Source organism: Ruania suaedae, from assembly GCF_021049265.1.
Lineage (GTDB): Bacteria > Actinomycetota > Actinomycetes > Actinomycetales > Beutenbergiaceae > Ruania > Ruania suaedae.
This window is the reverse complement of sequence record NZ_CP088018.1, coordinates 3,057,151-3,080,844: the sequence shown is the minus strand read 5'-3', so window position 1 is coordinate 3,080,844 and position 23,694 is coordinate 3,057,151. Positions and strand designations below refer to the sequence as shown.

Annotated in this window: 28 protein-coding genes and 4 tRNA genes; 13 read left to right on the top strand and 19 right to left on the bottom strand. The window is 72.1% G+C overall.

Features of this window, described 5'->3' with window-relative positions:
• The first annotated feature begins 27 nt into the window (after window positions 1-27).
• Together purF and purM are read left to right on the top strand one after the other, a co-directional pair.
• The gene (purF, locus tag LQF12_RS14265) at window positions 28-1,569 is read left to right on the top strand and encodes an amidophosphoribosyltransferase (RefSeq protein WP_231055622.1); all 1,542 of its coding nucleotides are present in this window, start codon (window positions 28-30) and stop codon (window positions 1,567-1,569) included.
• Entirely contained in the window at window positions 1,566-2,681 is a 1,116-nt protein-coding gene (purM, locus tag LQF12_RS14260) for a phosphoribosylformylglycinamidine cyclo-ligase (RefSeq protein WP_231053564.1), read from the top strand. Before purF ends, purM begins: the two co-directional genes overlap by 4 nt.
• Window positions 2,682-2,699: 18 nt before the next feature.
• Here purM and LQF12_RS14255 read toward each other — a convergent pair whose 3' ends face one another.
• The 6 genes from LQF12_RS14255 to LQF12_RS14230 all read right to left on the bottom strand — a co-directional run bounded on the left by LQF12_RS14255 (window position 2,700) and on the right by LQF12_RS14230 (window position 4,262).
• Window positions 2,700-2,888, bottom strand: a complete 189-nt coding sequence (locus LQF12_RS14255) for a DUF3073 domain-containing protein (protein WP_231053563.1) — start codon at window positions 2,886-2,888, stop codon at window positions 2,700-2,702.
• A 172-nt stretch (window positions 2,889-3,060) separates the two neighbouring features.
• Window positions 3,061-3,336, bottom strand: a complete 276-nt coding sequence (locus tag LQF12_RS14250; RefSeq protein ID WP_231053562.1) for a DUF3618 domain-containing protein — start codon at window positions 3,334-3,336, stop codon at window positions 3,061-3,063.
• Window positions 3,333-3,743 (bottom strand): phage holin family protein, encoded by a 411-nt coding sequence (locus tag LQF12_RS14245; protein ID WP_231053561.1) that lies wholly within the window; start codon window positions 3,741-3,743, stop codon window positions 3,333-3,335. The genes LQF12_RS14250 and LQF12_RS14245 overlap by 4 nt, the downstream gene beginning before the upstream one ends.
• Window positions 3,744-3,972: 229 nt before the next feature.
• A tRNA-Phe gene (locus LQF12_RS14240) sits at window positions 3,973-4,045 on the bottom strand.
• A 45-nt stretch (window positions 4,046-4,090) separates the two neighbouring features.
• Window positions 4,091-4,164 (bottom strand) — tRNA-Asp (locus LQF12_RS14235).
• Window positions 4,165-4,189: 25 nt separating this feature from the next.
• A tRNA-Glu gene (locus tag LQF12_RS14230) sits at window positions 4,190-4,262 on the bottom strand.
• A gap of 176 nt (window positions 4,263-4,438) precedes the next feature.
• Here LQF12_RS14230 and LQF12_RS14225 point away from each other — a divergent pair.
• The gene (locus LQF12_RS14225; protein ID WP_231055621.1) at window positions 4,439-4,789 is read left to right on the top strand and encodes a metallopeptidase family protein; all 351 of its coding nucleotides are present in this window, start codon (window positions 4,439-4,441) and stop codon (window positions 4,787-4,789) included.
• Between the two features lie 39 nt (window positions 4,790-4,828).
• Here the strand turns inward: LQF12_RS14225 and galE are convergent, their stop codons facing one another.
• Complete coding sequence (gene galE / locus LQF12_RS14220) at window positions 4,829-5,794, bottom strand: UDP-glucose 4-epimerase GalE (protein ID WP_231053560.1); 966 nt, start codon at window positions 5,792-5,794, stop codon at window positions 4,829-4,831.
• On the bottom strand, window positions 5,791-6,567 hold the full coding sequence (surE, locus tag LQF12_RS14215; protein WP_231053559.1) for a 5'/3'-nucleotidase SurE: 777 nt from the start codon (window positions 6,565-6,567) through the stop codon (window positions 5,791-5,793). Before surE ends, galE begins: the two co-directional genes overlap by 4 nt.
• Window positions 6,568-6,749: 182 nt before the next feature.
• Between surE and msrB the strand changes: the two genes are divergently transcribed.
• Genes msrB through LQF12_RS14200 form a run of 3 tightly spaced genes read left to right on the top strand, consistent with a single transcriptional unit; the run spans window position 6,750 to window position 8,799 of the window.
• On the top strand, window positions 6,750-7,163 hold the full coding sequence (msrB, locus tag LQF12_RS14210; RefSeq protein WP_231053558.1) for a peptide-methionine (R)-S-oxide reductase MsrB: 414 nt from the start codon (window positions 6,750-6,752) through the stop codon (window positions 7,161-7,163).
• Window positions 7,160-7,930 carry an endonuclease/exonuclease/phosphatase family protein gene (locus LQF12_RS14205; RefSeq protein WP_231053557.1) on the top strand — a complete coding sequence of 257 codons (771 nt, stop codon included), beginning with the start codon at window positions 7,160-7,162 and terminating at the stop codon, window positions 7,928-7,930. Before msrB ends, LQF12_RS14205 begins: the two co-directional genes overlap by 4 nt.
• Window positions 7,927-8,799, top strand: coding sequence for an EamA family transporter (locus LQF12_RS14200; protein WP_231053556.1), 873 nt, complete (start codon window positions 7,927-7,929; stop codon window positions 8,797-8,799). The genes LQF12_RS14205 and LQF12_RS14200 overlap by 4 nt, the downstream gene beginning before the upstream one ends.
• Window positions 8,800-8,849: 50 nt before the next feature.
• Here LQF12_RS14200 and LQF12_RS14195 read toward each other — a convergent pair whose 3' ends face one another.
• Together LQF12_RS14195 and LQF12_RS14190 are read right to left on the bottom strand one after the other, a co-directional pair.
• On the bottom strand, window positions 8,850-9,833 hold the full coding sequence (locus LQF12_RS14195) for a HEAT repeat domain-containing protein (RefSeq protein ID WP_231053555.1): 984 nt from the start codon (window positions 9,831-9,833) through the stop codon (window positions 8,850-8,852).
• Window positions 9,820-10,476 carry a HEAT repeat domain-containing protein gene (locus LQF12_RS14190; RefSeq protein WP_231053554.1) on the bottom strand — a complete coding sequence of 219 codons (657 nt, stop codon included), beginning with the start codon at window positions 10,474-10,476 and terminating at the stop codon, window positions 9,820-9,822. Before LQF12_RS14190 ends, LQF12_RS14195 begins: the two co-directional genes overlap by 14 nt.
• Window positions 10,477-10,627: 151 nt before the next feature.
• On the opposite strand from LQF12_RS14190, the gene LQF12_RS14185 reads away from it, so the two are divergent.
• From LQF12_RS14185 to LQF12_RS14170, 4 genes are all read left to right on the top strand, one after another.
• Entirely contained in the window at window positions 10,628-10,891 is a 264-nt protein-coding gene (locus LQF12_RS14185) for a GlsB/YeaQ/YmgE family stress response membrane protein (RefSeq protein ID WP_231053553.1), read from the top strand.
• 43 nt (window positions 10,892-10,934) lie between these two features.
• On the top strand, window positions 10,935-11,720 hold the full coding sequence (nagB, locus tag LQF12_RS14180; RefSeq protein WP_231053552.1) for a glucosamine-6-phosphate deaminase: 786 nt from the start codon (window positions 10,935-10,937) through the stop codon (window positions 11,718-11,720).
• A gap of 100 nt (window positions 11,721-11,820) precedes the next feature.
• Window positions 11,821-12,174 (top strand): DoxX family protein, encoded by a 354-nt coding sequence (locus LQF12_RS14175; RefSeq protein WP_231055620.1) that lies wholly within the window; start codon window positions 11,821-11,823, stop codon window positions 12,172-12,174.
• A 73-nt stretch (window positions 12,175-12,247) separates the two neighbouring features.
• Complete coding sequence (locus LQF12_RS14170; protein WP_231053551.1) at window positions 12,248-14,134, top strand: heparinase II/III domain-containing protein; 1,887 nt, start codon at window positions 12,248-12,250, stop codon at window positions 14,132-14,134.
• A 98-nt stretch (window positions 14,135-14,232) separates the two neighbouring features.
• Here the strand turns inward: LQF12_RS14170 and LQF12_RS14165 are convergent, their stop codons facing one another.
• Complete coding sequence (locus LQF12_RS14165; RefSeq protein ID WP_231053550.1) at window positions 14,233-14,682, bottom strand: hypothetical protein; 450 nt, start codon at window positions 14,680-14,682, stop codon at window positions 14,233-14,235.
• Window positions 14,683-14,734: 52 nt separating this feature from the next.
• On the opposite strand from LQF12_RS14165, the gene LQF12_RS14160 reads away from it, so the two are divergent.
• Both LQF12_RS14160 and LQF12_RS14155 read left to right on the top strand, forming a co-directional pair.
• Window positions 14,735-15,103: a hypothetical protein gene (locus LQF12_RS14160; protein WP_231053549.1), complete on the top strand. Its 369-nt coding sequence runs from the start codon at window positions 14,735-14,737 to the stop codon at window positions 15,101-15,103.
• A gap of 156 nt (window positions 15,104-15,259) precedes the next feature.
• Window positions 15,260-16,093: a type IV toxin-antitoxin system AbiEi family antitoxin domain-containing protein gene (locus LQF12_RS14155; protein WP_231053548.1), complete on the top strand. Its 834-nt coding sequence runs from the start codon at window positions 15,260-15,262 to the stop codon at window positions 16,091-16,093.
• A gap of 41 nt (window positions 16,094-16,134) precedes the next feature.
• On the opposite strand, the gene LQF12_RS14150 is transcribed toward LQF12_RS14155, so the two are convergent.
• Window positions 16,135-16,734: a hypothetical protein gene (locus LQF12_RS14150; RefSeq protein WP_231053547.1), complete on the bottom strand. Its 600-nt coding sequence runs from the start codon at window positions 16,732-16,734 to the stop codon at window positions 16,135-16,137.
• A gap of 103 nt (window positions 16,735-16,837) precedes the next feature.
• Between LQF12_RS14150 and LQF12_RS14145 the strand changes: the two genes are divergently transcribed.
• Window positions 16,838-17,608, top strand: a complete 771-nt coding sequence (locus tag LQF12_RS14145; RefSeq protein ID WP_231053546.1) for a YrhK family protein — start codon at window positions 16,838-16,840, stop codon at window positions 17,606-17,608.
• On the opposite strand, the gene LQF12_RS14140 is transcribed toward LQF12_RS14145, so the two are convergent.
• From LQF12_RS14140 to LQF12_RS14110, 7 genes are all read right to left on the bottom strand, one after another.
• Window positions 17,606-17,678: transfer RNA gene (locus LQF12_RS14140), tRNA-Lys, on the bottom strand. The two genes, LQF12_RS14145 and LQF12_RS14140, sit on opposite strands and share 3 nt — an antisense overlap.
• A gap of 65 nt (window positions 17,679-17,743) precedes the next feature.
• Window positions 17,744-18,397 carry a hypothetical protein gene (locus LQF12_RS14135; protein WP_231053545.1) on the bottom strand — a complete coding sequence of 218 codons (654 nt, stop codon included), beginning with the start codon at window positions 18,395-18,397 and terminating at the stop codon, window positions 17,744-17,746.
• The gene (locus LQF12_RS14130; RefSeq protein WP_231053544.1) at window positions 18,394-19,218 is read right to left on the bottom strand and encodes a transglutaminase-like domain-containing protein; all 825 of its coding nucleotides are present in this window, start codon (window positions 19,216-19,218) and stop codon (window positions 18,394-18,396) included. The genes LQF12_RS14135 and LQF12_RS14130 overlap by 4 nt, the downstream gene beginning before the upstream one ends.
• A 39-nt stretch (window positions 19,219-19,257) precedes the next feature.
• A complete protein-coding gene (locus LQF12_RS14125; protein WP_231053543.1) occupies window positions 19,258-20,598 on the bottom strand; it encodes a D-arabinono-1,4-lactone oxidase in 1,341 nt (446 codons plus the stop codon).
• 88 nt (window positions 20,599-20,686) lie between these two features.
• On the bottom strand, window positions 20,687-22,021 hold the full coding sequence (locus LQF12_RS14120; protein ID WP_231053542.1) for a sulfate adenylyltransferase subunit 1: 1,335 nt from the start codon (window positions 22,019-22,021) through the stop codon (window positions 20,687-20,689).
• Complete coding sequence (gene cysD, locus LQF12_RS14115; RefSeq protein WP_231053541.1) at window positions 22,021-22,992, bottom strand: sulfate adenylyltransferase subunit CysD; 972 nt, start codon at window positions 22,990-22,992, stop codon at window positions 22,021-22,023. The genes LQF12_RS14120 and cysD overlap by 1 nt, the downstream gene beginning before the upstream one ends.
• A complete protein-coding gene (locus LQF12_RS14110) occupies window positions 22,989-23,687 on the bottom strand; it encodes a phosphoadenylyl-sulfate reductase (RefSeq protein ID WP_435531244.1) in 699 nt (232 codons plus the stop codon). The genes cysD and LQF12_RS14110 overlap by 4 nt, the downstream gene beginning before the upstream one ends.
• Window positions 23,688-23,694: the final 7 nt, after the last annotated feature.

Sequence of the window (23,694 nt, the reverse complement as noted above, 5' to 3'; positions counted from 1 at the left end):
ACGCTCGCGGTGTGGGACCATGGAGCCGTGGTACGTGGAGATGGTCGTCTCACTCATGAGCTCCTCCCCGGCGAGAAGGGCCCGCAGGACGCCTGCGGGGTCTTCGGAGTCTGGGCCCCCGGCGAGGAGGTGGCGAAGCTCACCTATTTCGGGCTGTACGCACTCCAGCACCGCGGGCAGGAGTCGGCCGGCATCGCCACCAGCAATGGTGAGCAGATCCTGGTCTACAAGGACATGGGCCTGGTCTCCCAGGTCTTCGACGACATGGCGCTGCGCTCGCTGACCGGCCACATCGCGCTCGGCCATGCGCGGTACTCCACCACCGGTGCCAGCACCTGGGAGAACGCCCAGCCCACGCTCGGGCCGACGTCCTCGGGCACGTTGGCGCTCGGTCACAACGGCAACCTGACCAACACCGGTGAGCTGATCGAGCTGGTGCGCGAGCGCTACGGCACGATGGTGCGCGATCGCGCCCTCGACGACTGCGCCTCCGACACCACGGTGCTGACCGCGCTCCTGTCGGGCGACCCGGACCACAGCCTCACGGAGACGGCGCTGGAGGTGCTGCCGCGGGTGCGTGGCGCTTTCTCCCTGGCTTTCATGAGTGAGAACACCCTCTACGCCGCCCGGGACCCGCAGGGCATCCGGCCGCTGGTGCTGGGCCGGCTCGAGCGTGGCTGGGTGGTCGCCTCCGAGACGGCGGCCCTGGACATCGTCGGGGCGGCGTTCGTGCGGGAGATCGAGCCCGGTGAGCTCATCACGATCGACGAGGACGGTTTGCGGACCACCCGGTTCGCCGAGGCGCAGCCGAAGGGGTGCGTGTTCGAGTACGTCTACCTGGCGCGGCCCGACACCACGATCGCCGGACGCTCGGTGAACGCGGCGAGGGTCGAGATGGGCAGGGCTCTGGCCCGGGAGCACCCGGCCGAAGCCGACCTGGTGATCCCCGTGCCCGAGTCGGGAACCCCGGCCGCGATCGGCTATGCGACCGAGTCCGGCATCCCCTTCGCTCAGGGTCTGACGAAGAACGCCTACGTCGGGCGCACCTTCATCCAACCCAGCCAGACCATCCGTCAGCTCGGCATCCGGCTCAAGCTCAACCCGCTGCGTGAGGTCATCCGCGGTAAGCGGCTGGTGGTGGTGGACGACTCGATCGTGCGCGGCAACACCCAGCGCGCCCTGATCAGGATGTTGCGCGAGGCCGGTGCGGCCGAGGTGCACGTGCGGATCTCCTCGCCGCCGGTGAAGTGGCCCTGCTTCTACGGCATCGACTTCGCCACCCGGGCCGAGCTCATCGCGAACGGCCTCACCGCCGACGAGATCGGCCAGGGCCTGGGCGCGGATTCGCTCGGTTACATCTCCACCGAGGGGATGATCACCGCGACCGAGCAGCCCGCGAGCCAGCTGTGCGCCGCCTGCTTCACCGGCGAGTACCCGGTACCCGTCGAGCAGCGTGAGGCCGCGACCCAGCTCGGTGACCAGGACGAGCTCCCGCTCGGAGCGCCCGAGGACGGGCTGCGCAGCCTCTCGGTGTCGGCCGGCGGCTCGGGAGCGCTGGTGCACCCATGAACCAGCCGATCACCTACGCCTCCGCCGGCGTCGACACCGAGGCCGGGGACAGAGCGGTCGAACTGATGAAGGATGCCGTGCGCGCCACGCACGGCCCGCAGGTGCTCGGCGGGGTCGGTGGCTTCGCCGGGCTCTACGACGCGAGTGCCCTCACCCGCTACCGGCAGCCGCTGCTGGCCACCTCCACCGACGGTGTCGGCACGAAGGTCGCACTGGCGCAGGCGATGGACATCCACGACACCATCGGCTTCGATCTCGTCGGCATGGTCGTCGACGACATCGTGGTGGTCGGTGCCGAGCCGCTGTTCATGACCGACTACATCGCGTGCGGGTCGGTGGTGCCCGAACGTATCGCCGACGTCGTGCGCGGTATCGCCGCCGCGTGCTCGGTGGCCGGGACTGCCCTCGTGGGCGGGGAGACGGCCGAGCACCCCGGTCTGCTGGAGCCGGAGGAGTACGACGTGGCCGGCGCCGCGACCGGTGTGGTCGAAGCCGACGCCGTTCTCGGGCCGGAGCGGGTGCAGGCCGGTGACGTGCTCGTGGCGATGGGCTCGAGCGGGCTGCACTCCAACGGGTACTCCCTGGTGCGGCGCGTGATCGCCGTGGCCGGCTGGGAACTGGACCGCGACGTCCCCGAACTCGGCCGCACCCTGGGTGCCGAGCTGCTGGAGCCGACGCGGGTCTACGCCGCGGACTGCCTGGCGCTGGCCCGCGCGGAGCGCGTCGGGGTGCATGCGTTCACGCATGTCACCGGTGGCGGGCTGGCCGCCAACCTGGCCCGGGTGCTGCCCGCGGGCCTGGTCGCCGACGTGGACCGGTCCTCCTGGGTGGTCCCGCCGGTATTCGATCTCGTGCGCCGGCTCGGTTCTGTGCCGTGGTCAGATTTGCAGAACACGCTGAACCTGGGCATCGGGATGGTGGCCGTGGTCCCTGCCGAGGGAGTGGACGCCGCGATCGCCCTGTGCGCCGACCGGAACGTACCGGCGTGGGTCCTCGGCCGGGTACGCCCGGCCGAAGACGTCGCTGCCGCGGACGACACCGAGATCGTCAGTGGCACCAAGGGCGTGCAAGGCGGCGGCGTGCGGCTACTGGGGGAGTACCGCACCGGCTGAGCGCCGCCACGGCACCGCTCAGCGGGTAGGTGGCGACTGCCAGTCGTCCTCGTCCTCGGCGGGCGGTATGTCATACCGGTCCGCGAGGTCGGTCTGCGTCGACGAAGCCAGTTCGCGCTCGAGCGCGTTGTAGTCGGTCTCGGGGCTGTAGTACTTCAGCTTCCGAGCGACTTTCGTCTGCTTTGCCTTCTGACGGCCGCGCCCCATGGCGTGACCCCCTCCACCGTTGGTGCCAGCGCCACACCGTACGAGACGTAGTGACGCCGGGAATGGTCATATGTCGTGACGTGAGCGTATCGCGGGGATGGACCCATGAGCCAACCGGCGAGGTCTATCCGCGCCGCTGTGCGAGGAGATCCATCTCACGCCGTGGGATGGATCACGTCCGGTGTCGCCGGACCGACAACCCTACGATCGCGAGGACGGTGGCCGCAGCGGCACCGGCGATGCCGATCGCCTTCGGATCCCCGGCCTTGAGGCCGGCCACGAACGAGGACACCTCGGTGCGGGCCTTCTCGGTGGCCTCCTTGACCTGACGGCGCGGGTCGACTCGCTCCGAGAGCTCGTCCACCGTCCGGGTCAGCTCCTCACGGGTAGCGGCCAGGTCGGCCTCGATCTGTGCCGCGCTGCGCTTGCGCTCGCTCTCGCCGCTCACTTGCCGACTCCCTGCTTGATCGCCTCGACGTCCTTGATCACGTTCTCCTTGGCCTCGACACCCGGCGCCTTCGAGATCAGCGACTTCCCGGCGAGCCCCAGGATCGCCGCGATGAGCAGCACCCCACCGGCGACGATCAGCGCGGCCGCCCACTCGGGCAGGGACGTGCCGGCCAGGGCGAAGTAGACCGTGAACAGCAGCCAGCCGAGACCGAACAGCGCGAACACCCCGGCGCCGGCGAGCAGGCCCGCGCCCATGCCGATCGCCTTGCCCTTCTCGGCGATCTGCGCCTGGGCGAGCTGGAGCTCGTCGCGGATCAGTCGGGAGAGGGTCTCCGAGAGTTTCCCGACGAGGGAACCGATGGACGGCTCCTCCGCCGTCCTTGAGGTCGTCCTGCTCTCACTCACCGTTTCTCACCTCTCGCTTGCTTGGTGCCTGCACGCGATGCGCCTGGCGCTCACGTCTCTACTCAACCGCGCCGGTCGCGCTTCGGCAACACGCAGTCTACGGATGAACGGCGGTGGCGCGCGGTGAGGGGCGTTGATGAGGCATGGAGTGCACCGCCGGCCGGCCCTCGCTGCTGCGGACGACTCAGCCCCGCTCCGGCGATGCCGGGCGGGGCTGAGTGATCTTCGGTGGCTCCGACCGGCGTCGATCCGGTGACCTTTCGATTTTCAGTCGAACGCTCTACCAACTGAGCTACAGAGCCTTGACACAATCGCCCGGCCATGGTGGTGACCGGGCGATTGAACCGCGACCCCGACCGGACTTGAACCGGCGGCCTCCGCCGTGACAGGGCGGCGCTCTAACCAACTGAGCTACGGGGCCTCGCGTGTCTTGCTATGAAATTGTGTACCCCCAACGGGATTCGAACCCGTGCTACCGCCGTGAAAGGGCGGGGTCCTAGGCCGCTAGACGATGGGGGCCCGGTTGCCCGTGACGCCGTCCGACGCCCCAGAACCTCGGAAAGCATATGACACGTCGGGCCGTCGGAGCAAAACGGCCGAAGGTGACGTGGCGCACGCTCGTTCCGGGCGCCGTCGGGGGGGGGCTGGCGACCGGGGTTCGCACGGCCGGATGAGACACTGCCGCAGTGATCGAGATGTCGCGCGAGGACTTCGAGGCCGCCGTGGGCGAGGGCCTCGACATGGTCCCGCCCGATCTCGCACGGCACATCGACAACGTGGTGGTGCTGGTGGAGGATGAGCCGCCGCCGGAGTCCGAGGACCCGGACCTGCTCGGGCTGTACGAGGGCACCCCGCTGACCGAGCGGGGGGAGTGGTGGGCGGCCGGCTCGCTGCCGGACCGGATCACCATCTACCGCAACCCGACACTGCGGTTCTGCGAGTCGGTCGACGAGGTGGCCGAGGAGGTGGCGGTCACCGTGATCCACGAGATCGCCCACCACTTCGGCATCGACGACCAGCGCCTGCACGAGCTCGGCTGGGCCTGACCGCCTCACGCTCCACTTTAAGTTGCGCGGCCGGCCGGCTCAGGCGCCCGCCCGCTGCCGTGCGTCCCAGGCGCTCGCGACCATCTCCTCCAGGGTGTGCGTCATCCGCCACCCGAGGTCGCGCGCCGCTGCCTCCCCGGAGGCGACGATCCGCGCCGGGTCACCCGGGCGGCGATCCACCAGCTCGGGCTGGAAGTCGATCCCGGTCACGGCGGCGATGGTGTCCATGATCTGGCGCACGGACACCCCGTCGCCGCTGCCGAGGTTGTACACCGGCAGCACCGGATTGCCGACGGCCAGCGACCTGGCGGCGTTCACGTGGGCCTCGGCGAGATCGCTGACGTGGATGTAGTCGCGCACGCAGGTGCCGTCGGGGGTGTCGTAGTCGGTGCCCATGATCTTCGGGGTGCGGCCCTCGACCAGCGCGTCCATCACCAGCGGGAACAAGTTGTGCGGTGAGACGTCGCGCAGGTCGGGTGAGCCGGAGCCGACCACGTTGAAGTACCGCAGCGAGGTGTGCCGCAACCCGGTCGCCCGCGCCTGGTCGGCGAGCAGCCACTCACCGATGAGCTTGGACTCCCCGTAGGGGGACTCCGGTGTGGTCGGTGTCTCCTCGGTCACCAGGTCCACCGACGGGGTGCCGTAGGTGGCGGCGGAGGAGGAGAACACGATCGAGCCCACCTCGGCGGCCGCCATGGCCTCGAGCACGCTCACCGTGCCGGTGACGTTCTGGGTGTAGGTGTGCAGCGGCCGCTGCACACTCACCCCGGCGTACTTGAATCCGGCCACGTGGACCACGCCGGCGCACTCGTGCTCGCGCAGCACCTGGGTGAGGCGCTCGGTGTCGAGGATGGAGGCCCGCTCCCACGGGACGCCCTCGGGCACGAACGACTCGATCCCGCTGGAGAGGTCGTCCACCACCACCGCGGGGATGCCGGCCTCGGTGAACGCGCGCACCACGTGCGCGCCGATGTACCCGGCTCCGCCGGTGACCAACCATGTCATCGGATGACCTCCTGCGTGTCGAAGCCGGGCATCGTCGCGGCGCTCTCGTCGTGGACGTGGGAGCGCAGCAGGGTGGCGGTCGCCCAGCCCTGGGCCAGCAGGCCGGCGTCGGAGTCCGGGTCGAAGGTGACGTCCTCGCTGGAGAACGGGCGGAAGAGCAGGTTGGTGACCTGGCGCTCGCGCTCACCCTCCTCCAGGGTGAAACGCGCCGGCTGGGCGGTCCGCAGACCCCGCAGCTCGGCCCGGGGTACGTCCGGGATGTTGATGTTGAGGACGCGGCCGTCCTGCGGGTGGCTGGTGACCCAGCCGAAGGCCTCGGAGACCACGGCGGTGGCCGTCTCGGGGTGGACGATCTCGCGGCCGGTGATCGAGAACGCCACCGCGGCGATCCCCTGGGCGGCCGAGGCCAGGGCCGCGCCCACGGTGCCCGAGTGCAGGATGGCCGGGCCCACGTTGGGGCCGAGGTTGATCCCCGAGAGCACCAGGTCCGGTCGCGGCCCGAGTCCACCCATGCCGGCGACGATCGCGATCAGCGCGGGGCTGCCGTGCACGCCCACCGCCTCGATGTCCTCGCGCAGCCCGGGCGGGCGGCCGGGGCTCTGCCGGAGGTTGCCGGACTCCTCCTGCTCCCCCTGCAGGCCCGCGGAGAACCCCGAGTACTCCTTGTTCGGGGCCGCCACGAGCACCTCATGGCCGGCATCGGCGGCCACGTGGGCCAGGATCGCCAGCCCTGGTGAGGTGATTCCGTCGTCGTTCGTGATGAGCACACGCATGGGTGAGGCACTCTCCAAGGGGTCGCAGCGGCTACCCGGTCCATTCTGCCTCGTGACCGGGGGCGGCCTCCCCATCCCGGGAATCCTGGACCGATCCGGTTGTTGACCATCAGGGATACGCGCGGGACCGGACCGGGCGAGCGCCCTGCGAACCGGCAGCCGCCGGTGGGAGGATGAGGACCATGTACGAGGTGAGCAAGTCCGAGGACGAGTGGCGTGCCGAGCTGAACCCGATGGAGTTCGCGGTGCTGCGCCAGGCGGGAACCGAGCGGGCCGGCACCGGCGCGCTGCTGGATGAGAACCGCGAGGGCATCTACCGCTGCCGGGCGTGCGGCAACGAGCTCTTCCGTTCCACCACCAAGTTCGACTCCCACTGCGGATGGCCGAGCTTCTACGCCCCGCAGGACTCCGACGCCGTGGAGCTGATCGAGGACCGTAGCCACGGCATGGTCCGCACCGAGGTGCGGTGCGCGCGCTGCGGCTCGCACCTGGGCCACGTCTTCGACGATGCCCCGCAGACCCCGACCGGCGACCGTTTCTGCATGAACTCCGTCTCGCTCACCTTCGACACCGCCGACGAGACCGACCGGGCGTGAGCCTGCGGGTCCTCACTCTCAACCTCCAGCGGGGGTTGGACGGAAGGACGGCGCAGCCCACCGACGCAGCAGGTCTCGCCTCCGCCGTGGCCGGGATCGAGACCGACGTGGTGGCACTGCAGGAGGTGGACCGCGGCCAACCGCGTAGCGGCGGGCAGGACCAGGCCCGGCTGGTGGCCGACTCCCTGGGCCTGGCGCACGTGCGGTACGCGGCCACGCTCACCGGCGATGTCCGCTCGAGAGCCCGGCAGATCCCGGCGCGATCGGGTGGCCACCCCGGTCCCGCCTACGGGGTGGCCCTGGTCTCCCGCCACCCGGTCCTCGCCTGGTTCGTGCTGCGCTACCCCCGCATCCGGGTGCCGCTGCCGTCCTGGCGCGCGGGCCGGATCGCCCGGTGGGAGGACGAGCCCCGGGCGGCCCTGGTCGCGGTGCTGCAGACCCCGGCCGGGCCGGTGGTGGTGTGCTCGACCCACCTCTCGCTGCTCGCCCCGATGGCCGCCGTGCAGCTCGGACGGCTGCTGCGCAGCATCGACGGCCTTGCGGCGTCCGAACCGGCCCTGGTCTGCGGGGACCTGAACCTCGACCCGTGGGCCACGCGACCCATCGCCCGTGGCTATCACCTGCCGGCCGCTCTCACGTTCCCGGCGGCCACGCCGCGCCGTCAGCTCGACCACGTCCTGGTCCGGGGAGCCGAGGTGAGCCAGGTGCGGGCCCGGCGTCTGCCGGTCTCGGACCACCGGGCCCTGGCGGTGACCGTGACGTGGTGAAGGCCCCGCTCGATCGCGTCCCCGCCCCGGCGCTGTTCCTGACCGCCGGTGTGAGTCAGTACCTCGGCGCGGCGCTCGCCGTGGGCCTGTACGCCACGATCCCGGCGCCGTCGGTGGCCTGGGCGAGGGGCGCCGTCGGGGCGCTGGTGCTGCTGGTGCTGGTGCGGCCGTGGCGGTGGAGCTGGACGCGCCGGACCTTCGCGCAGACGGCCGTGTTCGGGCTGGTGCTGCTGGGGATGAACATCCTGTTCTACATCGCAATCGACCATCTGCCCCTCGGTGCGGCGGTCGCACTGGAGTTCGCCGGGCCGGTCGTGGTGGCCGCCGCCGGCGGGCGCGGCACCCGCCACCGCCTCGCCGTGGTCCTGGCCGCCGCCGGGGTGCTGGCGATCTCGCTCGTGGGCCTCGACTGGAACGGGCAGCAACCGACGGCGGAGCTCGCCCTGGGCTTGGCCGCCGCCCTGGGCGCCGGGGTGCTGTGGGCCGGATACATGGTGATCGGTGGCCGGATCGTCACTCAGCGCAGCGGTGTCGCCTCGCTGGCGGTGGGCCTGACGGTCGCCTCCCTGCTCTATGGCCCGTTTCTCGCCGGCGGCACCCTCACGGCCATGACCTGGCCGATCGCCCTGCTGCTGCTGGGGGTCGGGCTGCTGTCCACGGTCATCCCCTACAGCCTCGACCAGGTCACCCTGAAGCGGCTCGGCACCGCCACCTTCGCCCTCCTGAACGCGCTGCTGCCGGTATCGGCGGCGGTGATCGGCGTACTGCTCCTGCGTCAGGTGCCCACCTGGGGCGAGGTGGCCGGGACGCTGGCGGTGAGCGCCGCCGTCTGGATCTCGGCTCCTAAGAAGCGACCCGAACCGAACTGACGTGCCGGGCGCAGTCCGTGCCACCTATGGCGCGGACCGCTCCAGGCACGTCAGTTCCGTTCGTGCCGGGCGAGCACGGCGGCGGCGGTCAGTGAGACGGAGCGGTCGTCGTCGCGGGCCAGGTCCTCCAGCAACTCGGCGGCCTCGGTCGGGGGGAGCTCGGCGAGGGCCTGGGCGATGCGGCGGCGCGTGCCGGCACCCGCGCCGTGGGCGGCCTCCCGCAGCCCGGCGACGATCTGCTGCGCCGCGCCGTCGCGTGCGAGCAGGCCGAGGGCCTCGGCTGCCTCGACGTCGTTCGGACCGTCCCGCACGAGCGTGAGGAGCACGGGAATCGCGGCGCGGTCACCGCGCGGGCCCAGGGCGAGCGCGGCCTGGCCACGGGCGGTGAGGTCGGGGTCGGTCAGGGCGCGCACCAGCAGCGGTGTGGCGGTCTCCCCGGGTAGGGCGGCGAGCGCCCGCACCGCCCGCCGCCGCACCTCGACGTCGAGGGATTCCAGGCCCGGTGCGAGGTGGGCGTGCGCGTGCGGGCCGGACCGGGCCAGCGCCCAGCGCATCGCTCCTGCGGTGTTGAGCTCGGTCTCGGTGAGCAGTGCGCCGGCGAGCGTGGCCGGTGTGCCGCCGTCGGCCAGTGCGGCCCGCTGCCGCCGGTGAGGGCTGTGGGAGGTCAGTGCACCGAGCAGGGCGGTCAGGCGCAGTGCGTCCTCCCACTCGGCCGGGCGCCCGTGCTGGACGGCTCGCAACCGGGCGAGCAGTTCCTGCTCGCGCACCAGGCGGCCCTCCGCCTGCTCGATCAGCTCACCGATCAGGTCCGAGGGCGCTGCTCCGGGGTGCGCCAGCGCGTGCTCGACCTGACGCAGCGAGAGCCCGAGGGAGCGCATCGCCTCCACCTGCAGGATGCGCCGCACATCTTCGCCGGAGTACTCCCGGTACCCGGCCGCCGAACGTCCGGTCGGCCGCACCAGGCCGAGGGCGTCGTAGTGCCGGAGCATCCGGGCACTGACGCCCGAGCGGCGGGCGACCTCACCGATCAGCATCCGGCGATGATGCCAGGGCCCGCACCTTCTTTGCGTGCGCGAGAGCGAATCCCGAATCCGGATCGGCGCGCAGCTGCTCGGTGGCGGCGGCGTGTTCGCGAGCCTGTGGGGTATCCGGCGCCGCCCGGAGCGCTTCGGACAGGGTGTGCTCGTCGGAGCCGGCGAGGGTGATCAGCGCTCGGCTCAGGCTCTGCTGCGTCTCGAGGGTCCCGCGCCCGAGCCGCCCGGCCAGCAGCGCGAGCGTCTCCGGTCGCTCGAGCGCGGGCGCCAGCACGGCGGCCGCTCGCCAGGCGCTGCGCGCGACCTCGTCGACCGGGTCGTCGAGCAGCCGGCGCACGGCCGGCCACGCCCGTGACGCCCCGATCTTGGAGAGGGTGTGCAGCGCCTGGCTGCGCGCCTGGGCGCCGGCGTCGGTGAGCCGGGCGACCAGCCGCGGCACGGTGAGGTGCTCGGGGTGGCGAGTCAGGGCCCAGGTGAGCATGTCGCGGACGAAGAAGTCGGACTCGAGCGCGCACCGCGCGATCAGGGGGTCGACCTGCTCCGGGGCCGGATAGGTCCCGGCGAGCATCGCCGCGCGCAGACGGCTGGACGCGTCGCGAGCGGCGAGGGCGCGTTCGAACTCCGTGGGTGGTGGGTGGGTCATGGTGTGCCTCCTCGCTGCTGAGTCAACGGGTTGTCACGGTGAGAAGGTCAAGGACGCGTTCCGCGGACGGCGGGTCAGGTGCCGTGGGAGTCTGTCGCCACGCACACGGGTGCGCACCGCCGCGAAGCGGGTGAGAGAACGGATGGACATCATGGGTGAGGTCATCGGTCTGATCGTCTTCGGTGCCGTCATCGGTGTGCTGGCACGGTTCCTCAAGCCGGGCAAGCAGCCGATCGGTGTGCTCTGGACGATCCTCGTGGGTATCGCCGGGGCACTGATCGGCTACGTCCTGGCGGGGCTGCTCGGCGTGGACGAGACCAGCGGGATCGATTGGATCCGGCTCGCGATCTCGGTCGTCGCGGCGATCATCCTGCTCGGTGTGTTCATGGGTGTGGCCGGCCGCCGGAAGGACTGAGGCAGGAGCCACACGACCCCGACGGTTCTGTGAGACTGACCTCATGGAACTGATCATTCAACCCGGCCCCACCGAGAGTGCGCGCATCGTCGCCGACGCGATCGTTGCGCTGCTGCAGCGCAAGCCCGATGCCGTGCTCGGCCTGGCGACCGGGTCCTCACCGCTGGCCGTCTACGACGAGCTGGTCCGCCGTCACGAGCGTGGCGAGGTCAGCTTCGCCCGGGCGAAGGCCTTTCTGCTGGACGAGTACGTGGGTCTTCCTGCCGACCATCCGCAGCGCTACCGGAACGTGATCGAGACCGAGCTGGTGGGCCGGGTGGACTTCGCCGAGGGGGCCGTGCAGGGCCCGGACGGTCTGGCGGCGGACATCCCGCAGGCGTGTGCCGACTACGACGCGGCGATCGAGGCTGCTGGTGGCGTGGACCTGCAGATTCTCGGGATCGGCACCGACGGCCATATCGCGTTCAACGAGCCGGGATCCTCGCTGGCCTCGCGCACCCGGATCAAGACCCTGACCCGGCAGACCCGGGTGGACAACGCCCGCTTCTTCGACGACGACATCGAGAAGGTGCCCACGCACTGCCTCACCCAGGGGCTGGCCACCATCCAGGCGGCGCGTCACCTCGTGCTGGTGGCCACCGGCCGGCACAAGGCCGAGGCGATCCACCAGATGGTCGAGGGGCCGGTCTCGGCGATGTGGCCCGCATCCGTGCTGCAGCACCACCCGCACGTGTCCGTGCTGGTCGATCCCGCGGCGGCGGCCCGGTTGCAGCTGGCCGACTACTACCGGGAGACGTACGAGACCAAGCCGGACTGGCAAGGGCTGTAGGAGCTGGCCCCGGGCGTGGAGGCACCGTTGCGGCGTCACAGGGAGTCGGGCGGCGCCGGCCGCTGGCCCGTGCGAGTCTGAGGGCGTGCCTCGTGACCTCATGCTCATCGGACCCTTTGCCGCCTCCGGCGTCCTGCACCTCGTGCGCCCGGCCACCTTCGAGCCGATCATCCCCGGGCCCCTGCGCCGCTGGGACCGGCAGCTCGTCGTGGCCTCGGGCGTCGCCGAGCTGGTCTGCGCCGCCGGTCTGCTCCACCCACGCACCAGAGCGGCGGCCGGTATCGCCAGTGCCGCGTTGCTGCTGGCCGTGTGGCCGGCGAACATGCAGATGAGCCTGGACATGGTGCGGCGCGCCCGCCGCCGCGGAGGCTCGGCGTGGGTGCCGGCCGCGGTGTCGGTGGCCAGGCTGCCGCTGCAGATCCCGTTGATCCGCACGGCACTGCGATCTCGATGAGCGTGCGGCCGGTATCGGTGCGGGTGCCGGCCACCGGTTTGACGCCCCTGCGCGGACGCGATTCGCTGACCCGGTGACCTCTCCCGGACCGCTGCTCACCCACTGGGGTGACAGGGCTGCGCCTTCGTCGCTGGCCGGTCTCCTCGCAGACGCGCTGCCGGCGCCCGCCCGGTGGGAGCCGGGCCCCGATCTCGACCAGCTGATCGGCCTCGCCGAAGAGGAGCAGGCCGAGCCCTGGCCCTCCCCGCAGGCCTCCCACTACGCCCGCTTCACCCGCGACGGCGACCGGTCCAGTCACGAGGACCGGGTCCGTGGCCGCCAGGCCCGGCTCACCCGTGCCGCCGTCCGCGCCGCCGCCGCGCCGCCGGACCGGCTGGTGCCACTGCTGGACGAGGTGGCCGACGGGGTGCTGCTGCTGTGCGAGCAGACATCCTGGTGCTGGGTGGCGCACGATCCCGCCCCGGCGCGCACCGGAACCGTCGTGCCGCCCATCGACCCCTGGCTCGACCTCGGCGCCGGGGAGATCGCCGCCCAGCTGGCCTGGGTCGACCGCCTGCTCGGCCCGGCCCTCGACGAGCACTACCCGGGGCTGCGGGTGCGGATGCGCGCGGAGGCGGGCGCCCGGGTGCTCCATCCGTTCCTAGACCAGGACTGGCCCTGGTTCGGCGAGGACATGAACAACTGGTGCCCGTGGATCTGCGGCAACGTGATCGCCGCCGCGGTCCAGCTGATGGTGCCGTCCGAACGCCGCAGCGCGGTGGTGGCCAAGGCCGTCGTCGGGCTGGACCGGTACCTGCGGACCATCCCGGCCGATGGCTCCGTGGACGAGGGGTACGGCTACTGGTGGGAGGGCGTCGGCCGGGCGCTGGAGGCGCTGGACCTGCTCGAGCGTGTCACCGCGGGCGCACTGACGGCGGCCGGCCTGCCCGTCATCGGCGCCACCGTCGCCTTCCCGCACCGCATGCACCTCGGGGGCCCCTGGCACGTGAACGTGGCCGACTCCTCCGCCCAGCCCCAGACCAACGTGCCCTGGCACGTGCTGGAGCGCTGGGCGCGCCGGGTGGGGGACGACGATGCGGAACGGTACGCGCGGAGCCGGGGGTCCGCCGTCGGCATCTCGGCCGACTGGCCGATGAACCTGGCCCGCGTGATCGGCGCGCTGGATGCGCCCATCGAGGCAGATCGGGTGATCGCCGAGCCGCCACTGCCGGCGCAGGTCTGGCTGCCGGACCTGCAGCTCGGACTCGTGCGTGAGCAGGCCGGTTCGGCCCGGGGGCTCACCCTCGTGCTCAAGGGCGGCCACAACGGCGAAGGCCACAACCACCAGGACGTCGGCTCGGTCATCGTGGCCTCCGACGGCGTCCCCGTCCTGGTCGATCCGGGTCGCCTGACTTACCGGGCCGGGATGTTCGGTCCGCAGCGGTACGAGTTCTGGGCCATGCAGAGCCAGTGGCACAACGTCCCGGTCGTGGCCGGCCACCAGCAGGAGGCCGGTCGGGATGCCCGCGCGCTCGAGATGACATTCGACGAGCAGCAGGCCACGATCGGCCTCGACCTCGCGCGCGTCCACGACGTCCCGCTGCTCCGGCACTGGCACCGGGAGGCGAGGTGGGAGCGATCCGAGGTGCTGCTGACCGACCGGTGGGAGTTCGCCGCGATGCCGGAGCGGCCCAGCGCCCTGCACCTCATGCTCGCCGGTGAGGTGACGCTGACCGGAACCCGCGCCGACATCGTCCCGCTCGAGGGCGCGAACCCGGTCAGGCTCGCGTGGTCGGGGGACGTCACCGGGGCCGACCTGGAGGACATGCCGCTCGAGGATCCGCTGATGAGCGAGGTCTGGGGGGAGCGACTGACGCGGCTCCGACTGCACCTGGCGCCGTCCGCACGAGGTGAGGCGGTGCTCCGGATCACCCGGGCGGAGGACCCGCCCGACCAGCTCTGGGGTTCACCGCCCCGGTAGGTATCACCCGGCCCGGTCCCGCCTCATGGAGAGGTAGCGGAGCCACCGGACCGGGGGACGGGGTGCCGGTGACCCTGACCGCGGGCCCGAACCCGCGGTCAGGGTCGCCGTGCCCGCAGCGGCACGTCCCGGTAGCCGCCGTCGGCCAGCCCGGCCTGCCGCTCGAAGAAGCACCGAGCAGCGCGGTCGCCGGTGCGCAGCCAGGACCAGCCCATCGCCAGTCCGTACAGCGGCAGGAACGGCAGGCCGAGGCAGTAGGCCCACTGGCGGCTGTGGATCTCCTCGTGCCGCAGCACGCGCGGGTGGCGCCGCTGCAGGTGTGCGACCGTGGTGCGGGTGATCACCACATCGCCGACCGTGAATGCTCCGCCGGTCGGGAAGGGCCAGCGGTAGCCCTCCGCGAGCGTCAGTAGCATCGGGCCGGGCCGCCGCCGGGCACCACCGGCGCGAGCGAGGGCCAGGCCCAGGGGAGTGGCCAGGTTGAGCCAGTTGAGCACATGGCGCAGGCGCGCCGCCGCGGGCGCCGGGCGGGAGGCTGCGGTGCTCATGGAACCCGAGCGTAGCCTCGCGCGCGCCGGGCGCGCGTGGAAGAATGCCCCCATGAGCTACCAGCCAGGTCAGTCCGGCAAGAGCGGAGCGATCACGCGGTTCCTCATCGGTTTCGCCCTGATCGAGGGGGCGGTGCTCGCGGCCCTCGTGCTCGCCATGGTCTTCGGCGCGATCACGACGGGTCAGATGGTGGCGGCCATGGTGGCCGTCGTCATCATCGGGGCCCTGGTGATGTCCGCACGGCTGCTCAGCCTGCTGCGCGAACAGCGCAACCGGTTGGCGCGGGCGCGCGAGAACGTGGTCGGCGAGACCACGCACCTGACCAGCGGACAGGGCGACGTGAGCGACGCCAGCCGGCTCGGCATCAACAAGCTCGGTGACCCGGACCCGATGGCGAAGTTCCGCGACCCCAACTCCTGACCGGGTCGCAACTGACGCGCCACGGCGCACCCGCGCCACTATCGTCACGGCGTGCTCCAGAGCCGTCAGTTCGGGCCGTGCCGGCCGATGTCGGTCTGTCCACAGTCCCACCTCGGCGTCTCTGCGCGGCCACGTGATCCGGTCCACCGTGGCCGCATGTCCCAGCGAGACCACGGCATCTACTCCCGAGACGACCTGCGGGCACGAGGGCTGGGCCCGAAGCAGATCCGCGCGCTCTGCGGCCGCGGGGACCTGCGCCGCGTGGCCCGCGGGTGGTATGCGACCGCAGCGGCCGATGCCGGTGCGGTCGCTGCGCTCGCGGCGGGCGGCCGGCTCACGTGCGTCTCCGCAGCTCGCCTGCACGGCCTCTGGGTGCCGTGGGCAGCCGAGCCCCACGCCTACACCCGGCGGGGGCGGACGTTGCGGGGCTTCGTCACCCACCTGCCCTGCATCGACGCCTGGCCGGATCGCGAGCCGATCGCCGGCCTACACCTGTCGCTGAGGCATGCGGCGCGATGCTTGAGTGCCGAGCACGCGGCGATACTGCTGGAGTCAGCTCTGGACCGCCGCCTGCTGCGCCCCTCCGAGCTACCGGAGATCCTGGGCGACCTCCACGAGACCAGACGCCGGAAGATCGGGACGATCCACCGGACCAGCCAGTCCGGGTCCGAGACAAGGGTCGCCCGGTGGCTTCGCGGCCGCGGCGTCGACTTCCGGCAGCAGGCGCGCATCCCGGGGGTCGGTCACGTGGACATGCTCGTCGGGCAGTCCTGGATCATCGAGGTCGACGGCAGGCAGCACCACAGTCTCGCCGCGGACTACGAGAACGATCGGCGACGAGACCTGCTGGCGCAGCGCATGGGATACCGCGTGACCCGGTTGAGCTACACCCAGGTCTGGGTGGATTGGGACCACACCCAGCAGGAGCTCGCCGCCATCCTCGCCCGCAGGCAGCACCGGCGTGCGCCCTGGCAGACCGAACCGAACTGACGCTCCAGGAACTCACCGTGCCAGATATGGCAAGGATCGCGTCAGCGCCGTCGGTTGCGTCCGGCCCGCCGCTCGCCGAGGGTGGCGAAGGCCCCCGCAGCGACCAGCACGAACCCGATCGTGAGGCAGATGGCCCCGAGCCCGGGCCGGTCCGGCAGGGCGACCTGCACCACCGCATGGGTGTTCCAGACGGCACCGGCGAGTGCGGCCAGGCCCGCCACCACCCCGACGGCACCGCGCCGGTCGGCGAAGAACAGGATGCCGGCGAGCACGAGTGCCGCGGCCACGCCGTAGCCCACCTCGGTGCCGACCTCGGCCGGGGGATTGCCCGACCAGGCGGTGTAGCCGAGGTAGCCCCCGGCGCCCAGGTACGCCAGTCCTGCCACCACGCGCAGCGCCTTGGCACGCAGCGGCAGCAGCACACTCAGGGCAGAGACGGCGATGAGCACGAGCAGGTGCCCCTCGCCGAGGTAGTACTCGGGGCTGACCTGGGCCTGCAGGTCCTGGGGCACGAGATCGCCGACCCCGCGGATCTGCAGCAGCGGTTCGGCGGAGCCGGTCTCGGCGTTGCCCCACCCGAAGACGGCCGCGCCCGCCCACGCGAGCACCAGCCCGCCCCAGACCAGCACCAGCACACGCATCCGCATCCTCAACCTCCGTCGTCCGATCTCCTACGCCTACTGTGTCATCCGAGACCGGGAGGTGAGCGCCCCGGCCGTGGATCACCTGTTCCATGATGGAGTGATGCAACGCCCCACTGACGTCCTCGAGCTCGAGCACCGGGAGCTGACGCGCGTCCACGGGATCGTGGTGCACGCCGTAGCGGAGGTGGAAGGGCGCACGCTGGAGTTCAGCGAGCGCTGGTCCCGGCGGGCGCGATCGCCGGCCCGCTCCCTGAGCACCCGTGACGCCTCCTTCTGGATGGCGGTCAGCTTCACCGCCGGTGCGGTGCTCTTCATCGCCGCCGCCTTCGGCGCGATCGCCGGACCGGGTGCCGACGCGCTGTGGGTGCGGACCGGCAACCTCATCGGCGCCACGATCTTCAGCGTCGGCGCCGCGTTCGCGGTCCGGGAGGCGTGGGGCGCCGTCGAGCCTCGCGGCCTCGAGCAGTTCTGGGCCACGGTCGCCGGGAGGGCCTCGATGGTGCAGGGGGCGGCCGCCGCGGTGCTGTTCCAGGCGGGAATGGTGATCGAGACCCTCACCACCCAGCTCGGCACCCTCGTGGCAGCGCTCAACACCGCGGGGTCGGTGGGATTCGTCATCTCCAGCTACCTGTACCTGCGCGAGTCCTGGCCCTCCCGTGACATCGGCACGGTCTCCGCGGCGGCGAACCTGCTCGGGAGCGCGCTGTTCCTGCTCGGCAGCGGTGCCGGTCTGGCGCCGTCCGCCGAGGCGCTCGCGAACTGGTCGTTCCTCATCGGATCGGCGATGTTCGCCGCCGGGGGGCTCGCCGCGTTCAAGGAGCTGGACGAGCCGGCCCGGTCCACCGATCACGCACCGCAACCCCGGCAGTAGGCCCCGTGGGGCTCGAACCCACAACCCACGGATTAAAAGTCCGTTGCTCTGCCAGTTGAGCTAGAGGCCCGCGCCGCGTGCAGCGGCGGCGCCCAGCCTACGCCAGCGCGGGACGTGGGGCCCGCGCCCGGTGTGTCAGTCATCGCGCTGTCCGCTGCTCGCCTCCTCGTCCACGCCGGGCCGGTCCTCCTGCTGTTCGCGGCTCCCGCGCAGCACCAGCCAGGTGGCCGCGGCCAGGGCGAGTCCGCCGATCACCGCCACCACCACGGCGGCGTCTGAGGGCAGCACGTCGGACAGCAGCTGCCGGCTGGGGGAGTCGGGATCCACGAGCACCACGGTGGAGAAGATCAGCACCAGACCCGCCGCGATACCGCGCGGCAGGACCGGTTGCACTCCCTCGATCCGGTTGACCAGCACCCGCCCGGACTTGAGGATCCTGCCGACGCCGAGCACCCGTAGTGCTGCCACCACCCGCACCAGCCGCAGAATCTGCAGCGGCCCCAGTGCGAGCACCACGCTGACCAGCACCAGCGCGGTCACCAGCACCAGCCACCAGTGCGTGCGCAGCCAGGCGCGCTTGTCCGCCGAGACCGCGAAGAGCACGACGGTCTCGGCCGTGAGGACCGCCCCGGAGAGGACATTGACCACCAGGCCCACGGTCGTCCAGGGCTGCGGTAGCAGCGTCAGGAACAGCGCGGGTACCGCCGCGAGTGCGGCCACCAGGACGGGCACGGCGAAGCGGCGGGCCCACTTCTCCTGTGTCGTCTCCCGGGCGACCGGCTCGGTCACGGCATCTGCACCGCAGCCGTCGGATCCTCGGTCGGAAGGTCGCCCTCGACCACGGCGGTGACCGCCTGGTGGCCCATCCGGATGCCGGCGCCGTAGGCGGACAGGAAAGCGGTGTCGGCGGCGTCGCGGCCGGTGGCGATCCGCACCAATGAGGCCCGCGGCGCCATCCGGGTGGCATCGACGGTGTACCAGGCCCCCTGCACCCACGCCTCGGCGACGGCGTGGAAATCCATCGGACGCAGGCCCGGCGCGTAGACCGCGGCGAGCCGGGCCGGGACGTCGAGAGCCCGCAACAACGCCACCACCAGGTGGGCATAGTCCCGGCACACGCCCTGCCCCTGCAGCAGTGTCGCGACGGCACCATCGGTCACCCGGCTCGATCCGGGCACGTAGCGCACCCGGGCGGCCACCCAGTCGCCGACGGCGTGGACCAACTCCAGACCGTGGCGTCCGCCGAGCTCGCGGCGGGCGGTCACGAACAGCTCATCCGACTGGGCGTAGCGGCTGGGCCGCCGGTAGGCCATCAGATCCGCGGGGCTCGTCCGCTCCCCGTCGGCGCCCGCCTGCGTCTGCGCGCTGCCCCGGTAGGTCACGCTCACGTTCCCGGCCTCGCTCGCCGTCCGCTCGAGCGTGAGCACGTGCATGCGCTCGCCCCGGCCGGTCGCGATCTCCTCCGGCTCGAGCGCCCGGCCGTCCTGAAGGATCTCCAGCGACTCCTCCACCACCAGCCCGGGCACGCGCGCGAGCGCGACCTGCAGCGCGATCTGCGTGGTACCGATCGCCGCGGTCACGTTCAGCTCCGCGGACACGATGCGTCGCACCGGGGCTCCCATCGACGTGACGTCTACGACGTAGCGATGCTACCTGCCCCGGATGCCACCCACCCGCGCCCCGAGCACCCGGTCGGTGTAGGCGTTCGCGAACACCCCGGCCGGGTCGTGGCGCTCGCGCACGGCCAGGGCATCGGCCCACCGAGGGTAGTTGTGGGCCAGGTCATCGGCCCGACGGCGGTGCAGCTTCCCCCAGTGCGGTCGACCGTCATAGCGGCGCATGATGGCCTCGATCGCCCGGAAGTACCGGGCGTAGGGCAGGCGGTGGTACTGGTGCACCGCCACGTATCCGGTGGCCCGGCCGTACGCCGTCGAGAGCCAGACCTGATCGGCGGCGGCGACGCGCACCTCGATCGGGAACGGCACGTTCTCGCGGCTGCGGCGCAGCCAGGCGTCCACCTCACCGAGCGCCTCGGGCAGGGCCTCGACGGGCAGGGCGTATTCCATCTCGGCGAAGCGCACCCGGCGCGGGGAGACGAAGACCTCGTGGGAGGGGGCGGTGTAGGTCCGGGCACCGAGCGCGCGGGCGGCAAGGCGGTTGAGGCGCGGCGTCAGGGCCGGCACGGCGGTGGCGATCCGGTTGGTCACCTCGAAGACCCCATTGGCCAGCAGCTCGTCCTCCAGCAGCCGGCGCGCGGGGGCCAGTGGGGGAGCGGCACCGTCGCGGGTGTTCGTCTTCGTCAGGGCTACGGCGGTGCCGGGGAACCAGTAGAACTCGACGTGGTCGGCAGTGGCCGGGTCCTCGAGGGAGGCGAGGGCCTCGCGCCACGGCCTCGGGGCCTCGGTGGCGGTGAGCGTGAACGCGGGCACGCAGCGCAGCGTGATCGCCGTCAGGATCCCGGCTGTGCCCAGGCCGAGGCGGGCCAGCTCGAACAGGGAGGCTCCGCCGTCGCCGGCCCCGGGGTGGACGGCGTGGATGCGGGCGTCGGCGGTGACCACGCGCAGTCCGTGCACCTGGGTGGCCAGCCCGCCGAGGCGGGCGCCGGTGCCGTGGGTGCCGGTGGAGATCGCCCCGGCGAGGGACTGGCGATCGATGTCGCCCATGTTCTCCAGCGCGAGTCCGTGGGCGGCGAGCCTCCGGCACAGCGCGTGCAGGCGGATCCCGGCGCCCACGGTCACCAGGCGGGAGCCGTCCGCCGCCGGAGGGCCGAGGGACTCCAGGTGGTCCAGGGCGTCCAGGTGCACCAGCGTGCCCTCAGTGGCGGCGGCCGGGGTGAAGGAGTGCCCGGCGCCGACCGCCCGCACGGTGCGACCGGCCTCGACGGCGCCCCGCACCAGGTCGGCCACCTCGCCCTCGTCGCGGGGCCGGGCGACATGGCTGGGCCGGGCGGTGGCCGTGCCGGCCCAGTTGCGCCAGGTGTGCGCCGTCATCGGCTCATTGTGCCGCGAACACAACCGACGCCCCTCAGCGATGCCGTGCCGCATCTGGCACAGGTGTGCTGAGGGACGTCAGTTCTGTTCAGGGAGTGCCGGCCATCCCCGCCGCGAGGGTGTTGCCGTCGTGGGCGTCGATCAGCAGGAACGCACCCGTGCGCCGGGAGGTGGCGTAGTCCTCGGCCACGACGGGTTCGGCCAACCGCACCCGGACCGTGCCGATGTCATTGAGCTCGAGCGCCTCGGCCGGGCTCGTCGCGCCGCTGTTGAGGTCGAGCCGCCCGAGCACCTCGGTGACGATCGCCCGCACGGTACGGGTGGTGTGCTTGAGCAGCACCCGGGCGCCAGGCCGCAGCGGCTGGTCGCTGAGCCAGCTGACGGTACCGGTCAGCTCCTTGACCGGCCGTGGTGCGTCGGCGGCCGCGGCGATGAGGTCCCCGCGGGCGACGTCGATCTCGTCGCTGAGCCGGATCGCCACCGACTGCGGTGCGAACGCCTCCGCCAGCTCCCCTCCCGGGGTGTCGATGCCCTCGACGGTGGTGTGCCGGCCGCCGGGCAGGATCACCACCGGATCGCCGACGCGCACGACGCCGGCGGCGACCTGCCCCGCGTAGCCCCGGTACTCGCTGTACTCGGGCGAGACCGCAGCACCCTGCGGGCGCAGCACGGACTGCACCGGCATCCGGAACGCCTCGGTGGTGGGGGCGTCGGCGACCGGCAGCGCCTCCAGCAATTCCAGCAGGCTCGGGCCCTCGTACCAGGGCATCGACTGCTCCGCGCGGGTGACCACGTTGTCGCCGATCAGCGCCGAGACCGGGATCGGGTGCACGTGCGGAATCCCGAGGGAGGCGGCGGATGCCCGGATCTTCTCGGCCAGCTCGACGAAGCGTTCGCGGGAGTAACCGACCAGGTCGATCTTGTTCACCGCGACCACCACGTGCGGCACCCGCAGCAACCCCACCACGGCGAGGTGGCGCCGGGTCTGCTCGAGCAGACCGTGGCGGGCGTCCACCAGCAGCACCACCGCGTCCGCGGTCGAGGCCCCGGTCACGGTGTTGCGGGTGTACTGCACGTGCCCGGGGCAGTCGGCCAGGATGAACGAACGGGTCCGGGTGGCGAAATAGCGGTAGGCCACGTCGATGGTGATGCCCTGCTCGCGCTCGGCGCGCAGGCCGTCCGTGAGCAGCGCCAGGTCCGCCGACTCCTGGCCGCGGCCGGCCGAGACGCGTTCGATCGCGTCCCACTGGTCGGCGAGCACGGACTTGGAGTCGTACAGCAGCCGGCCCACGAGGGTGGACTTGCCGTCATCGACGGACCCGGCGGTGGCCAGGCGCAGCAGCGTGCCGGGGGCGGTGGGATCGATGGCGCTGGGGTCGGCGGCGGTCGGATCGAGCGCCGCGGCCTCGGTGAGTGTGCTCATCAGAAGTAGCCCTCCTTCTTGCGGTCCTCCATGGCGGCCTCGGAGAGCCTGTCGTCGGCGCGGGTGGCGCCGCGTTCGGTGATGCGGGTGGCGGCCACCTCGGCCACGACGGCGGCCGGGTCAGCCGCGCCGGAGAGCACCGCCCCGGTGCAGCTCATGTCGCCGATGGTGCGGTAGCGCACCTGCTCGGTGCGGACGCTCGCCAGCTCGGCGTCGGTGCGGGGGCGGGCGTGCTCGCCCACCGCCAGCAGCATCCCGTCGCGGTCGAAGACCTCCCGCTCGTGGGCGTAGTACAGGTGCGGCAGGTCGATGCCCTCGGCCTCGATGTAGCTCCACACGTCCAGCTCGGTCCAGTTCGACAGCGGGAAGGCGCGCACGTGCTCACCGGGCCGGTGCCGGCCGTTGTAGAGGTTCCACAGCTCCGGGCGCTGGTTGCGCGGATCCCACTGCCCGAACTCATCGCGCAGGGAGATCACCCGCTCCTTGGCTCGCGCCTTCTCCTCGTCCCGGCGCCCGCCGCCGAAGACGGCGTCGAACTTGTGGCCGGTGATCGCGTCCAGCAGCGGGAGGGTCTGCAGCGGGTTGCGGGTGCCGTCGGGGCGCTCGCGCAGCCGGCCGTCGTCGACGTAGTCCTGCACGCTCGCGACGTGCAAGTGCACCCCCAGCCGTTCCACGGTGCGGTCGCGGTAGGCCAGCACCTCGGGGAAGTTGTGCCCGGTGTCCACGTGCAGCACCCCGAAGGGCACCTTCGCCGGCCAGAACGCCTTGGCCGCCAGGTGCAGCATCACCACCGAGTCCTTGCCGCCGGAGAAGAGCAGCACCGGCCGCTCGAACTCGGCCACCACCTCCCGGATCAGGTGGATGCTCTCGCTCTCCAGCGCCTCGGCGCGGGTGAGCCGGTAGCTGCCGGGCGAGTCGGTGCTCGCCAGGCCGGCTCCCGCGGTCGGGGCAGTCGTCACGTCGATGCTCATGTGTGCAGTCCGCATTCCGTCTTGTCGAGCCCGGCCCAGCGGCCGGATCGGGGGTCGGCTCCGGGGGCCACGCGCGCCGTGCACGGTGCGCACCCGATCGAGGGGTACCCCTCACCCAGGAGCGGGTTGAGGATTACGCCGTGCTCCTCGGCGTAACCGGTGAGGTCGGCGTCGGTCCAGGCGGCCACCGGGTTGATCTTGACCAGACCGTTCTTCTCGTCCCACGTCACCAGCGGCGTCTGCGCCCGGGTGGGCGCCTCCTGGCGTCGCACCCCGGTCACCCACGCCTCGTAGCCGCCGAGGGTGCGGTGCAGGGGCTCGACCTTGCGCATCGCGCAGCAGGCGGCGGGATCGCGGGCGAACAGGTCCGTGCCGTGCGCGGCGTCCTGCTCGGCCACGGTGAGCTCGGGCAGGACGTCCACCACGGTGACGTCCATCTCCAGCTCCACCCGGTCCCGCGTGCCGCGGGTCTCGGCGAAGTGGTAGCCGGTCTCCAGGAAGAGCACGTCCACCCACGGCGCGTGCCGGGAGATCAGGTGCGGCAGCGTCGCATCGGCCATCGAGCACGCCACCGCCAGGTGCACCCCGAACTCCTGCGCGGCCCAGGCGGCCACCTGCGCCGGGCTCGCCTCGTCGGTCTCACCGATCCCGCTCCCGCCCAGCAGCGCCTGGCCACGGGCCACCACCTCCTGCAGCTCGGTC

What these genes read in the sequence shown, in the direction of transcription:
- purM (WP_231053564.1), top strand. Translation starts at nt 1,566, where the DNA reads ATGAACCAGCCGATCACCTACGCCTCCGCCGGCGTCGACACCGAGGCC.
- LQF12_RS14255 (WP_231053563.1), bottom strand. Translation starts at nt 2,888, where the DNA reads ATGGGGCGCGGCCGTCAGAAGGCAAAGCAGACGAAAGTCGCTCGGAAG.
- LQF12_RS14225 (WP_231055621.1), top strand. Translation starts at nt 4,439, where the DNA reads ATGTCGCGCGAGGACTTCGAGGCCGCCGTGGGCGAGGGCCTCGACATG.
- galE (WP_231053560.1), bottom strand. Translation starts at nt 5,794, where the DNA reads ATGACATGGTTGGTCACCGGCGGAGCCGGGTACATCGGCGCGCACGTG.
- surE (WP_231053559.1), bottom strand. Translation starts at nt 6,567, where the DNA reads ATGCGTGTGCTCATCACGAACGACGACGGAATCACCTCACCAGGGCTG.
- msrB (WP_231053558.1), top strand. Translation starts at nt 6,750, where the DNA reads ATGTACGAGGTGAGCAAGTCCGAGGACGAGTGGCGTGCCGAGCTGAAC.
- LQF12_RS14195 (WP_231053555.1), bottom strand. Translation starts at nt 9,833, where the DNA reads ATGCTGATCGGTGAGGTCGCCCGCCGCTCGGGCGTCAGTGCCCGGATG.
- LQF12_RS14190 (WP_231053554.1), bottom strand. Translation starts at nt 10,476, where the DNA reads ATGACCCACCCACCACCCACGGAGTTCGAACGCGCCCTCGCCGCTCGC.
- LQF12_RS14185 (WP_231053553.1), top strand. Translation starts at nt 10,628, where the DNA reads ATGGGTGAGGTCATCGGTCTGATCGTCTTCGGTGCCGTCATCGGTGTG.
- nagB (WP_231053552.1), top strand. Translation starts at nt 10,935, where the DNA reads ATGGAACTGATCATTCAACCCGGCCCCACCGAGAGTGCGCGCATCGTC.
- LQF12_RS14175 (WP_231055620.1), top strand. Translation starts at nt 11,821, where the DNA reads ATGCTCATCGGACCCTTTGCCGCCTCCGGCGTCCTGCACCTCGTGCGC.
- LQF12_RS14165 (WP_231053550.1), bottom strand. Translation starts at nt 14,682, where the DNA reads ATGAGCACCGCAGCCTCCCGCCCGGCGCCCGCGGCGGCGCGCCTGCGC.
- LQF12_RS14160 (WP_231053549.1), top strand. Translation starts at nt 14,735, where the DNA reads ATGAGCTACCAGCCAGGTCAGTCCGGCAAGAGCGGAGCGATCACGCGG.
- LQF12_RS14155 (WP_231053548.1), top strand. Translation starts at nt 15,260, where the DNA reads ATGTCCCAGCGAGACCACGGCATCTACTCCCGAGACGACCTGCGGGCA.
- LQF12_RS14150 (WP_231053547.1), bottom strand. Translation starts at nt 16,734, where the DNA reads ATGCGTGTGCTGGTGCTGGTCTGGGGCGGGCTGGTGCTCGCGTGGGCG.
- LQF12_RS14145 (WP_231053546.1), top strand. Translation starts at nt 16,838, where the DNA reads ATGCAACGCCCCACTGACGTCCTCGAGCTCGAGCACCGGGAGCTGACG.
- LQF12_RS14125 (WP_231053543.1), bottom strand. Translation starts at nt 20,598, where the DNA reads ATGACGGCGCACACCTGGCGCAACTGGGCCGGCACGGCCACCGCCCGG.
- LQF12_RS14120 (WP_231053542.1), bottom strand. Translation starts at nt 22,021, where the DNA reads ATGAGCACACTCACCGAGGCCGCGGCGCTCGATCCGACCGCCGCCGAC.
- cysD (WP_231053541.1), bottom strand. Translation starts at nt 22,992, where the DNA reads ATGAGCATCGACGTGACGACTGCCCCGACCGCGGGAGCCGGCCTGGCG.